General features: G+C 72.4%; 10 protein-coding genes and 5 pseudogenes. All 15 read right to left on the bottom strand.

The window, feature by feature from the left end:
• Positions 1-435 (bottom strand): annotated as a pseudogene (locus JM949_RS28195) (ATPase); the annotation flags it as partial.
• Positions 436-509: 74 nt separating this feature from the next.
• Complete coding sequence (locus tag JM949_RS28190) at positions 510-1,538, bottom strand: hypothetical protein (RefSeq protein ID WP_203151223.1); 1,029 nt, start codon at positions 1,536-1,538, stop codon at positions 510-512.
• Between the two features lie 42 nt (positions 1,539-1,580).
• The gene (locus JM949_RS28185; protein ID WP_203151225.1) at positions 1,581-2,525 is read right to left on the bottom strand and encodes an RluA family pseudouridine synthase; all 945 of its coding nucleotides are present in this window, start codon (positions 2,523-2,525) and stop codon (positions 1,581-1,583) included.
• A 12-nt stretch (positions 2,526-2,537) separates the two neighbouring features.
• Positions 2,538-3,133, bottom strand: a pseudogene (gene lspA / locus JM949_RS28180) (signal peptidase II); the annotation flags it as partial.
• A 64-nt stretch (positions 3,134-3,197) separates the two neighbouring features.
• Positions 3,198-3,617, bottom strand: coding sequence for a TraR/DksA family transcriptional regulator (locus tag JM949_RS28175; protein ID WP_030334492.1), 420 nt, complete (start codon positions 3,615-3,617; stop codon positions 3,198-3,200).
• Between the two features lie 224 nt (positions 3,618-3,841).
• The gene (locus tag JM949_RS28170; protein ID WP_203151222.1) at positions 3,842-5,341 is read right to left on the bottom strand and encodes a potassium/proton antiporter; all 1,500 of its coding nucleotides are present in this window, start codon (positions 5,339-5,341) and stop codon (positions 3,842-3,844) included.
• A 22-nt stretch (positions 5,342-5,363) separates the two neighbouring features.
• Positions 5,364-5,669, bottom strand: coding sequence for a DUF167 domain-containing protein (locus JM949_RS28165; protein ID WP_203151221.1), 306 nt, complete (start codon positions 5,667-5,669; stop codon positions 5,364-5,366).
• Positions 5,670-5,679: 10 nt separating this feature from the next.
• Positions 5,680-5,922: pseudogene (locus JM949_RS39980) on the bottom strand (hypothetical protein); the annotation flags it as partial.
• Positions 5,923-6,081: 159 nt separating this feature from the next.
• Positions 6,082-6,443: pseudogene (locus JM949_RS39975) on the bottom strand (hypothetical protein); the annotation flags it as partial.
• Positions 6,444-6,523: 80 nt separating this feature from the next.
• Positions 6,524-7,330 carry a DivIVA domain-containing protein gene (locus JM949_RS28155; protein WP_203151220.1) on the bottom strand — a complete coding sequence of 269 codons (807 nt, stop codon included), beginning with the start codon at positions 7,328-7,330 and terminating at the stop codon, positions 6,524-6,526.
• A gap of 44 nt (positions 7,331-7,374) precedes the next feature.
• Positions 7,375-7,680 carry a YggT family protein gene (locus JM949_RS28150; protein ID WP_030334503.1) on the bottom strand — a complete coding sequence of 102 codons (306 nt, stop codon included), beginning with the start codon at positions 7,678-7,680 and terminating at the stop codon, positions 7,375-7,377.
• Between the two features lie 30 nt (positions 7,681-7,710).
• On the bottom strand, positions 7,711-8,403 hold the full coding sequence (locus JM949_RS28145) for a cell division protein SepF (protein WP_203151219.1): 693 nt from the start codon (positions 8,401-8,403) through the stop codon (positions 7,711-7,713).
• A gap of 193 nt (positions 8,404-8,596) precedes the next feature.
• Positions 8,597-9,339 (bottom strand): annotated as a pseudogene (locus JM949_RS28140) (YggS family pyridoxal phosphate-dependent enzyme).
• Positions 9,340-9,348: 9 nt separating this feature from the next.
• Positions 9,349-10,464, bottom strand: coding sequence for a cell division protein FtsZ (ftsZ, locus tag JM949_RS28135; protein ID WP_124778507.1), 1,116 nt, complete (start codon positions 10,462-10,464; stop codon positions 9,349-9,351).
• 246 nt (positions 10,465-10,710) lie between these two features.
• Complete coding sequence (locus JM949_RS28130) at positions 10,711-11,448, bottom strand: cell division protein FtsQ/DivIB (protein WP_238434027.1); 738 nt, start codon at positions 11,446-11,448, stop codon at positions 10,711-10,713.
• Position 11,449 lies beyond the last annotated feature (1 nt).

Raw genomic sequence — 11,449 nt, 5'->3', positions numbered from 1 at the left:
CGCCGGCTCGGCCCGGTAGTCCGGCTCCGCCCGGTACGCCGGCTCGGCCCGGTACTCCGGCTCGGTTCGATACGCCGGCTCGGCGCGGTAGTCCGGCTCGGACCGGTAACCCGGCTCCGCCCGGTACGCCGGCTCGGCCCGGTACGCGGGGTCGACGCGGTAGGTCGCCTCGGCCCGGTAACCGGGCTCCGCGCCGTACGACAGCTCAGCCGGATGCCCGATGGCGGGCGCCCGGCCGGCGTAGCCGTTGGGGGCCGCGCGCCGCGGCAGTGGGTCCGGTGGCGTCTCCTCGGCGTGCCGGTCCGGTTCGGTCTGCTCCGCGCCGCGACCGCCCAACCGGGCGCGGTCCAACAACGCCCGCCACCGCGGTGCTGGTTCGGCCGGCCGGCCCCAGCCGGTCTCACTGCCCTCCACGGCCCGCCCTCCCAGCGCCATCGATCTCCGTCTGACAGGCTACGAAGCAAACCCTATTCGGACCACACCTGCGAGCGCACACCAGCCGACGCAGATCACGACGACGTCGGCGTCGGCGGCCCGGCGTCGAGGGTGTCCGGGGAGGTGGTGACGCTCGGCGGCGTCGACCCGGTGGGTTCGGGCAGGGACGGCTCGGGTGACGGAATCGTCACGACCGGTGCTGATTCCGACGATTCGCCCATCGACGGCGTCGGCGCCGCCGCGCTCGGTGCCGACTCCGGCCGCTCGTGCGGGGTCGGCTCGGCGCTCGGCGGGGTGTCGGCCGGCGGACGCACCACGTCGTGCTGTTCGGGCAGCGGTGGCGTGAAGACCGTGCGGTCCAGCCGGTACACCTCGGGGGCGGGGTCGACCGCGCGCACGTCCGGTCGGGTCGCGACTCCGCGCAGCGCCACCGGCGTCGCCCGCACCACCGCCGCGTAGACACAGGAGCAGCCGGTGCGGTACGCGGCCGCCTCGGCCGCCGCCACCTCGGCGCCGCTGGTGTAGCGCTCCCGCAACTCCTGCTCGCCCCCGCCGTTGCCGTCGACAGCGGCGGCCCTGGCCCGGTAGTCGGCGGCCTCGGTGTCCTTGCGGGCCGCCACCTGCTCCATGCCGGCGAGCACGTCGTCCGGCACCCGCAGCGCGGGGATCTTGACGATCTCGGTCTGCCGGCCGGGCAGCGGCACCCGCCCGAAGACCGTCGACACCGGAACGTCGCCGAGCACCGCCGCCAGCCGCTGCGGTGGCAGGTACGCGTCCAGTGTGACAAGCGCGTACGTCGTCCCCTCGGCGGTCGGGGCGGACGCCTGCAGCGCGGCCAGGTCGGCCGCGGCGGAGCGCAGGTAGCCGGGGACGGAGTCACCGTCGGTGACGCCGACCCGGGTCACCTCACCCACCGTCCGGTCGCCGACCGGAGTGTCGTCGACGGCCCACACCGCGGTGCCCAGCACCGCCGCCGCGGAGAGCACGGCCGCCCAGCTGAGCACCCCGGAGCGCGCCGACCGGTCGCCCAGCCGGGCCACGGCCCGGGTCAGCGGCGGCAGCAGCCGCTGGTCCAACTGCCGCAGCAGGTTACCGGCGCGCACGGGCGGGATCCCCTCTGTGGATCGGTGTCGGGCGGTCGCCGCTCAGTCACGCAGGATCTGGAGCGCACGGTCCAGGTCGTCAGGGTAGTCGCTGACGAACCGGACCTCGTCCCCCGAACGGGGGTGCAAAAAGCTCAGTTCGCGGGCGTGCAGCCACTGTCGGGCCAGGCCGAGACGGGCCGAGAGGGTGGGATCCGCGCCGTAGGTGAGGTCTCCCACACAGGGGTGCCGCAGGGTGGAGAAGTGCACCCGGATCTGGTGGGTCCGGCCGGTCTCCAGCCGGACGTCGACCAGGCTGGCCGCCGGGAACGCCTCCAGGGTGTCGTAGTGGGTGATGCTCGGCTTGCCACCGGAGACCACCGCCCACCGGTAGTCGTGCGTGGGGTGCCTGTCGATCGGCGCGTCGACGGTGCCGCGCAGCGGGTCCAGGTGACCCTGCACCACCGCGTGGTAGCCCTTGTTCACCTCGCGGTACTTGAAGGCCCGCTTCAACGCCGTGTACGCCTGTTCGCTCTTGGCCACCACCATGATTCCGGTGGTGCCCACGTCGAGCCGGTGCACCACGCCCTGCCGCTCGGCGGCACCGCTGGTGGAGATCCGGTGCCCGATCGCGGCCAGGGCGCCGATCACCGTCGGGCCGGTCCACCCGGGGCTGGGGTGCGCGGCCACTCCCACCGGCTTGTCGACCACGACGATGTCGTCGTCGGCGTAGACCACCCGCAGGCCGGGCACCGCCTGCGGCACCACGGTCGGCGGCGCGACCGGGGCGGGCAGCGTGACCTCCAGCCAGGAGCCGGCCTTGACCTTGTGGGAGTTGGGCCGGGCGGAGCCGTCGACACGTGCGTCCCCGGCGTCGACCACTGCCGCGGCGGCGGTGCGGGAGAGCCCGAACAGGCGGGCCACCGCCTGGTCCAGTCGCATGCCGTCGAGGCCGTCCGGCACCGGGAGGGAACGGTGGTCGCCGCCTGCGGCGAACGCGGCGGTCACGCCCGCTCCCGCTGCTCGGCGCTGCGGGGCGTCAGTCGTGGCCGGGTCGCCGTCGCGCCCCGCCCGCCGCCGTCACGTTGGCGGCCGGTCAGCTCCAACAGGACGGCCAGCAGCACGCCGCAGACCAGCGAACTGTCGGCCAGGTTGAACACCGGCCAGACCTGACCGTACGGGTCGAAGAGGCTGATCATGTCGACCACGTGGCCGTGGAAGGGGGACGGCGCCCGGAAGATCCGGTCGACGAGGTTGCCCAGCGCGCCACCCAGCACCAGACCGAGGGAGATCGCCCAGGGCAGCGAGCGCAGTCGCAGGGCCATCCAGACGATCCAACCGACCACCCCGATGGTGATCAGCGGGAAGACCCAGGTGTGGTCCGAGCCGATGCTCCAGGCCGCACCGCTGTTGCGGGTCAGGCTCAGGTAGACGAACCCACCGACCAACCGGACCGGCTCCCGGTCGGTCAGCGCGGCCAGCGCGAGGTGCTTGGTGACCAGATCGGCCAGCAGGGCCACCAGGGCGACTCCGGCGAGTATCGCGACGGCCCGGGGCCGGCGGGTGTCGCCGCCCGGGTCGGTGCGGCCGGGTTCGGCGGACGGTGCTGCGGTCATGCGCTCCCCATCGACAGTCTCGGCGGTGATCGCTCACCGTCTCATCGCCGCCGGGGAACGGACCTCAGCGCCGCTCCTCCAGCTGCTTGCACGTCACGCAGAGGGTGGCCGACGGGAAGGCGGCGAGGCGCTCGACCGGGATCGGGTTGCCGCACCGCTCGCACCAGCCGTAACCACCCTCGTCGAGGCGCTCCAGTGCGCGCTCGACCTGCGTGATCCGTTCCAGAATGCTGTTGGCGAGAGAGATCTCCTGCTCGCGCTCAAGCGTCTTGGTGCCCGTGTCGGCCTGGTCGTCCCCGGCCGAGTCGGTCAGCCGGTCGCGCTGCAGCTCGGTGATCTCACTCAGCGTCTGATCGTACTCGGCGCGAAGCTCGTCCCGCCGCGCCGCCAGCGCCGCCCGGATCTTCTCGGTCTCCGCGGTGCTGCGGGTGGCCTTGGCCACCGGCTTGCGCCCGGCGGTCCTGGTGTCGGCTGGCTTCGCCATGGGTCGCTCCCTCGGCCGGGGAGCCGCGCGGTCGCGGCACCTGGTCAGGGGGCGCCGACCAAGGCGTCCCCTAAGTACGAAAAGGGGCGCACGGCGACAACGGCCGCGCACTCCGGAGGTTGGCAAGAATACGGAACGTACAGGCGTCCGACAACGTGGCGCACCGTCGCACCGGCTAACAGCCCCTAGCCCTGCCTAACTGGGGCAAAAGGAACGCTAGCAGATCAACCGGGTTCCTCATCTCCGTACTCGCCAAACCATCGGGCCAGACGGCCCCGCCGACTGACCGCCCGCAACCGACGTTCCGCCGCGTCGCGGACCCCGGCGGTCGCCACGATCAGCAGACTGTCGCCGGTCTTCAACCGAGTGTCCGGGGCCGGCACGAAACCCACCCCGTCGCGCAGCACCAGGGTGACCGACGCGCCCAGCGGAAGCCGCAACTCGTCCACGTGCACGCCCGCCAGCCGGGAGCCCGGCGGCACCTCCAGCTGGAGCAGGTCCGCCCGCATCCGTTCCAGCGGCGCGGTCTCCACGTGGATCTCGGCGGCCTCGGCCGGCGCGGTCACCCGCAACCGGCGGGCGAACGGCCCCAACGTCCCGGTCTGCACCAGCGTGAAGATCACTACCAGCACGAAGACCACGTCGAAGAGCCGCTCCGCGCCGGGTACCCGCTCCGACAGCGGAATGGTGGCCAGCACGATCGGCACCGCACCACGCAGTCCGGCCCAGGACAGGAACGCCTGTTCTCGCAGGCCGACCCGGAACGGCAACGCCGAGACGGCCACCGACATCGGTCGGGCCAACAGCACCAGGGCCAGCCCCGCCACCACAGCGGGCAGCACCGCCGCGTCCAGCCGGCCCGGCGAGGCCAGCAACCCGAGCAACACGAACAACCCGATCTGGGCGAGCCAGGCCAACCCGTCCGCGAAGCCGAGAATCGCCTGCCGGTGCGACAGCCGGGCATTGCCCAACAGCACCCCGGCCACGTAGACGGCGAGGAATCCGGAGGCGTGCAGCACCGCCCCCGCGGCGTACGCCAACACCGTGATGCCCACCGCGGCGATCGGGTAGAGCCCGGCCGAGGGCAGCGCGGCCCGGCGCAGCGCCCAGGTGCCGGCGACGCCCGCGCCCACACCCACCGCCGCGCCGACGCCCAACTCGTAGCAGACCAGCGCGACCTCATACCACCACGGGTGCGAGAAACCCCGGTGGGACAGGAGCACCACCAGCAGCACCACCGGGGCGTCGTTCATCCCCGACTCGGCCTCCAGGGTGGCCACCAACCGGGGCGGCAACCGCAGCCGGCGCAGGGTGGCGAAGACGGCCGCCGCGTCGGTGGACGAGAGCACCGCGCCGTAGAGCAGCGCCAACCGCCAGTCCAGCCCCAGCAGCAGGTGCACCGCGACGCCGACCACCAGGATGCTGACTGCCACCCCGACCGTGGAGAGCGCGGAGGCCAGCCCGAGCACCGGGCGCAGCGTGCTCCACCGGGCGGTGAGGCCACCCTCCGCGATGATCACGATGAGCGCGCAGAAACCGAGGGTCCGGGTCAACTCGACGTCGTCGAAGCGGATACCCAGCCCGCTCTCGCCGATCGCCACCCCCAGCGCCAGGTAGACCAGCAGGCTGGGCACACCGAGGCGGGTGGAGAGCCTTACCGCGCCGACCGCGACCAGCAGCACTGCCGCACCGAGCAGCAGCGCGATATCCAACCCGGGCGTCACGACTGCCGTGCCTGAGCTGTCCTCACCCGGCGGATCCGTCGCGCAGCCGGCGCAGCACCTCGGGCACCCGCGGGCCGGGCCGATCGACGAGGAAGAGCTTGTCCCGGCTGGCCGCGCCGGCGCGCAGTGACACCGCTGCCGGTCGGACACCCAACGCGCCAGCCAACGCGCGGCGGGCCGCCTCGGTCGCCCGACCGTCGACGGCCGGGTCGTGTACCACGATCACCAGGGCGGGCCCGTGCGGGCCGTCGAAGCAGCCACCCACCCGGTCCCGGGAGGCGCCGGGCTTCACCCGTACCGCCACGGTGAGCGTGTCCTGCGCCGGCACCGGTGCCGCTTCAGATCGGCCGGGCGTCGGTGAGCAGCGCGGTCGCCGGCGCGCAGAGCGCGCACGGGGTGAAGCCGAGCTCCACCGCCTCGGCGACCGGCAACGTCTCGGGCTGCCGGCCGATCAGGTGCGGGCAGCTGTCGAGGTGGTAGCGGGGCCGACCGTCGACGACCTCGACGGCGTCGACGAGTCGCGCCACCCGGGCCGCCTCGGCGACGGTGACCTGCTGCTCGGCGGGCTCGTCGGCGGCCGGGTCCTCGGGGTCGAACGCGTCGTCGGTGGACGAGGCGAGCGGCGACGCCGGGCTGACCGGTCTGGCCCGCGAGGGCCTCTCGTCGGCTGGCGTCACGAACGACGCGCCCTCGTCGAACGCGGACCCGTCGTCGACGCGGGGGTCGAACACGGCCGAATCGTCGACGCGCGGAGCCTGGTCGACCGGCGGCGCGGGTGGTTGCCGCCACCCGGTGCCGCCGGTACCGACCGTCGTGGGCACGTGCTGGACCGGCACCTCCGGCTCGACCAGCGGCGGCCCGTACGCGACGCCCGGCGTGGCCTGGCTGGCCGTGCGGGGAGCGTCGGGGTGCCGCCGGCCGGTCGGCCGGGATCCGCCGTGGCGCGGTTGGCGGCTGCCTGACGGGCGCCGACCACCAACGCCACGGCGGCCAGCAGGCTGGCCGCGATGGAGATGATCAACAAGAAGCTGGAGCCACCGGCCAGGCCGAGCACCAGCAGCACCACCGCGACGAGGATGAGCAGGAGACTTGCGACTATCACGGCTCACCCCCGCCGCGTCGTACCGTCCAGGCAGGGCCGGCGACCGTCACCATCGGCGGACAGCGATCGCCGGCCGGTGCTCAGCGTCCGGCTTCGAGGGCGCCGGAGCGCCCGCCGCCGCCGTACGAACCGGCCAGACCCGCGGCGGCCAGCCCGTTGCCGCCCGCGACGCGGCCGGTCTCCGAGCGGGTCATCTCGGCTTCGAGGCCCTGGCCACGACCGTCGAGGTCACGCAGCTGGCTCTCCAGGTACGCCTTGAGCCGGGTGCGGTACTCGCGCTCGAACTGCTTGAGCTCCTCGATGTGCTTCTGCAGCGCCGTGCGCTTGGCGTCCAGGCCGCCCATGGCCTCCTGGTGCCGCTGGCGGGCGTCCCGCTCGAGGGCGTCAGCCTTCGCGCGCGCCTCGCGGGTCACCTCCTCGGCCTTGCTGCGGGCCTCGGACAGCAGGCTGTCGGCCTCGCGGCGGGCGTCGGACACGTGGTCGTCGGCGGTGCGCTGGGCCATCATCAGCACGCGCAGGGCCTGCTGCTCACCGTCACCGGTGACCCCGGCGGGACCGCCGGTGGCACGGACCTGCTCCAGCTCGGCCTGCATCGCGCGGGCAGCCTGCTCGGCCGCCGACTTGTCGCGCTGCACCCGGTCCAGCTGGGCCTTGACGTCGTTGAGCTCTGCCGCCAGTCGGGCGTCGCCGCCGGGGCCGGCGGGGGCACCGCCACGGCCGCCGCGCTCCACCTGGGCGCGCAGCTCGTTGTTCTCCTCGATGAGACGGGCGAGCTCGCGCTCGACCTCGTCCAGGAAGGCGTCGACCTCCTCCTCGTCATACCCCCGCTTGCCGATCGGCGGCTTTTTGAAGGCGACGTTGTGGACGTCGGCCGGGGTCAGCGGCATCGAAACTCCTCGGGTCAGTTGCGGCCGCGAAAGCGCGTCGGTCATCAGGCAGATGCCCTGATCGACGGCCCTAACACGAACTCCATCAGCACGAACAGGATAACCAGGAGCACAAGGGAGGCCAGGTCGATGCTCACGGTACCAATTCGCAGCGGAGGGATCACACGCCTCAACGCGTTGAGAGGGGGATCAGTGACGCTCCACACGGATTCCAATCCTGCTGATGCTCCACGCCCCGGTTGCCAGCGACGGCCGTACTGCAGGACGGCGCTCAACACGAACCGGGACAGAAGAAGGAGCAGGAAGACATAAAGGATCAGGTACAACACTTGCAGTAAGATCGACAACACGGTCAGCGACGTCCCTCGGGTCGGGCGGGATCAACTCAGACTGAAAAAGCCGCCCTCAGCGATCTTGGCCTTGTCCTCAGCGGTGACCTGGACATTGGCCGGTGAGAGCAGGAACACCCGATTGGTCACGCGCTCGATCGTACCGCGCAGGCCGAACGCCAGCCCGGCAGCGAAGTCCACCAGACGGCGGGCATCGGCCTCATCCATCTCGGTGAGATTGATGATCACCGGAACGCCGTCCCGGAAGTGCTCGCCGATGGTGCGCGCCTCCCGGTACGTGGTGGGGTGCAGCGTGGTGATCTGGTACCGCTGCTCCTCCTCCGGCAGCGCCCGCTCACGCGACGTGACCTGCGGCGCGAGGGCCAGATTGTCCCGCGTGTGGTAGGTCAGCGCGCCAGAGGTCTCGCCCGCCGACGACCGGGTGATCGACCGTACGCTGGACCGCTCGATCCGCTCCGGACGCTCGCCGTCACCGCGCTCGGACTCGCTCAACCGCCCGCTCGCGCGCTCGGAGAGCCGACCCCGCTCACTGACCCGCGGCCGGGGAGCCGGCCGCTCCTCGGTGTCGTCCTCGTCGTCGTCGGCGAACTCCTCGGCATACCGACTCTGCCGGTAACGCGAGTCGCGGTAGCCACCCTTGTCGTAGCCACCGTCGTCGTAGGCCCGCTCGTCGTCCTCTTCGACCAGACCGAGCCAGACCCCCGCCTTGCGCAGTGCACCCATCCCGCGCCCTTCCGTCCGCCGTGCGGCACGCGCCCCCGTGCCATGTCGCCCGTCGCGAGTGGACAACCATGCCCATCGGACCGGAACGGCAATCCCCCCGGCACGCGATTCGCGTCGCGCGCCACGACCCCCGACTTAGGAGACGCCCGCCCCTGAAACAACACTGATGTAATTTGCTTGTCTGGCGGTCAGGCTACCGCAGCGTGGGACGCATTCCGAGCAACGCGCTACCCACACGGACATGTGTCGCGCCGTATTGGATCGCGATGTCGAAATCTCCGCTCATCCCGGCGGAGAGCGCGGTGGCTCCCGGATGGACCGTTCGAAACACGCCGGTAACCTCGGCGAGTCGAGCGAAGGCCCGCTCCGGCTGCCAGCCGAGTGGCGCGACCGCCATGAGACCGACCAGGCGCAGGCCCGGCGCTCGGCCACCGCCTCAGCCACCGGCTCCAGCCCGGCACCCGGGTCGGCCGAATCGGGCAGCGTCCCACCCCGGGCCCCGTCGCCGTCGATGCTCACCTGGAGCAGAACGTCGAGGGGCACCTCCCGGTCGGCGGTCGCGGTGGCCAACGCCCGAGCCAGCCGGACACTGTCGACGGAGTGCACCACGTCGGCGTAGCGGACCACCGAGCGGGCCTTGTTGCGCTGCAACTGGCCGATGAAGTGCCAGCGGGGGCGCACCCCGGCCGCCGCCACCTCGGCGGCCTTGCCGGCCGCCTCCTGGTCGCGGTTCTCCCCCACGTCGGTCACGCCGAGCCCGGTCAGCGCCAGCACGTCGCTGGCCGGGTACGTCTTCGTCACCGCGATCATCGTGACCTCGGCGCGGTCCCGGCCGGCCCGAACGCAGGCGGCGTCGATCCGGGACCGCACCTGGGCCAGGCCGGCGGCGAGTTCGGCCTGCCGGTCCGGTCGTACCGTGTTTGAGCTGTCGGTCATCGGCGGTGCTCAGGACCCGTTCTTGAGAAAGTCGGGAACGTCCACGTCGTCGAAGAGCACCCGACGCGGCGACTGCGCCGGCGCCGGGTTCGTCGCCGGGGGCGGCACCGGAGTGCTCTGCGGCGCGGGCTGGTTGGTGTTGGTCTTACGGGTCGGCTCGGCCGCCTTGTACGCGGGCGTGCCCCCGTCGAAGCCCGCCGCGATGACCGTCACCCGCACCTCGTCACCGAGCGCGTCGTCGATGACCGCGCCGAAGATGATGTTGGCATCCGGGTGGGCCGCGTCGGTGACCAGCTGGGCGGCGTCGTTGATCTCGAACAGACCCAGGTCGGAGCCACCGGCGATGGAGAGCAGCACGCCGCGCGCGCCGTCCATGCTCTGCTCCAGCAGCGGGCTGGAGATGGCCGCCTCGGCCGCCTCCACCGCGCGGTTCTCGCCGCGGGCGCTGCCGATGCCCATCAACGCGCTGCCGGCGCCGCTCATCACGCTCTTGACGTCGGCGAAGTCCAGGTTGATCAGACCCGGCGTGGTGATCAGGTCGGTGATGCCCTGCACACCGGAGAGCAGCACCTGGTCGGCCGTGCGGAACGCGTCCATCATGCTGATGTTGCGGTCGCCCAGGGCCAGCAGCCGGTCGTTCGGGATCACGATGAGCGTGTCGCACTGGTTGCGGAGTTCGTCTATCCCCGACTCGGCCTGCACCTGGCGGCGCTTGCCCTCGAAGGAGAACGGCCGGGTCACCACACCGATGGTCAGCGCACCGAGCTTACGGGCGATGTTGGCCACCACCGGCGCGCCTCCGGTGCCGGTGCCGCCGCCTTCACCGCAGGTCACGAAGACCATGTCGGCGCCCTTGAGCACCTCCTCGATCTCGTCGCGGTGGTCTTCGGCGGCGTTCTTGCCGACATCCGGGTTGGCCCCGGCCCCCAGGCCACGGGTCAGTTCCCGGCCGACGTCGAGCTTGACGTCGGCGTCGCTCATCAGCAGCGCCTGGGCATCGGTGTTGATCGCGATGAACTCGACGCCCTTGAGCCCAACCTCGATCATCCGGTTGACGGCGTTGACGCCGCCACCTCCGATGCCGACGACCTTGATGACCGCCAGGTAGTTGTGCGGAGGTGTCATCTCCGGTCCTTTCCTTCGAGATTGGCTTCGGCCGACCGGGTACGGCGTGGCCAGCCCAGCGGCCGACAACAGCTGTCACCAGCGGGGATCAGGGGTGAACCCTCACCCTCTACTAGAGGCTTACAGTTATGTCAACCACTGATGCTCTTCGGGGCAACGTAAGCGCCACCGCCCGATGAGCCAAGGACCCGGGCGGCGTGTCGCCGAGCGGAGCGCGACGGTTCACGTTGCGGCATGCTCACCGGGTCAACGAAAGGTCACCACGTCCGGCGCGCTCACGTCGATCCGATCGGTCTTCTCGTCCAGCAGCGCGGTGGCCACCCGAGCCTTGTCCGTACCCCGGCTCGCGTCACCCCAGATCACTGTCCGCTCCCCCCGCAGCCGCAGGCTGATCCGGGCCAGCCCGGCCACGTTCACGTCCACCAGCTCCGCGCGCAGCCGCGGCGTCAGCGCGACCAGCACCTCCAGCGCGGCCCGGGTGCCCGGGTCGTCCACGGCCGGACGCGCCACCGTCACCTGCGGCAGGTCGGCGGGGCGCCGGTCCACCGTCCGGAACGCCGTCCCGCTGCGGTCGATCAGGACGAACACCTCCCCCTGCGGCACCGCCGCCACCGGGGTCCGCTCGGTCACCCGCACCACAAGCGTGCCGGGCCAGTCCCGGGACACCGTCGCCCGTTCGACCGCCGGTAGCGACCCGACCCGACGCGCGGCGGCGGCCAGGTCCACCTGGGCCAGCGGCACCCCGTCCGGCACACCGACCGCGTCGTGCACCTGCACCGGAGTGACCAGGTCGGCGCCCTCGACGCGGACCTCCCGCACGCCGAACAGCCCGGTGCCGAGCACCGTCCAGGCGACCAGCCCCAGCACCGCGAGCACGCCGGCGGCCACCGCCCACGGCAGCGCCGCACGCATGCGACGCTGCCGGGCCCGGGCCATGAACCGGCGGGTCGAGGGCGGCACCGCGTCGCGGCCGGCCCGGACCAGC

It is taken from the genome of Micromonospora tarensis (genome assembly GCF_016803395.1).
Classification (GTDB): domain Bacteria; phylum Actinomycetota; class Actinomycetes; order Mycobacteriales; family Micromonosporaceae; genus Micromonospora; species Micromonospora tarensis.
The sequence above is the reverse complement of the archived record's forward strand: the minus strand, read 5'-3'. Positions and strand labels throughout refer to the sequence as shown.

Excerpts from the sequence above, each read along its gene's own strand:
- JM949_RS28155 (WP_203151220.1), bottom strand. The coding sequence starts at position 7,330 with ATGCCGCTGACCCCGGCCGACGTCCACAACGTCGCCTTCAAAAAGCCG.
- ftsZ (WP_124778507.1), bottom strand. The coding sequence starts at position 10,464 with ATGACACCTCCGCACAACTACCTGGCGGTCATCAAGGTCGTCGGCATC.
- JM949_RS28145 (WP_203151219.1), bottom strand. The coding sequence starts at position 8,403 with ATGGGTGCACTGCGCAAGGCGGGGGTCTGGCTCGGTCTGGTCGAAGAG.
- JM949_RS28175 (WP_030334492.1), bottom strand. The coding sequence starts at position 3,617 with ATGGCGAAGCCAGCCGACACCAGGACCGCCGGGCGCAAGCCGGTGGCC.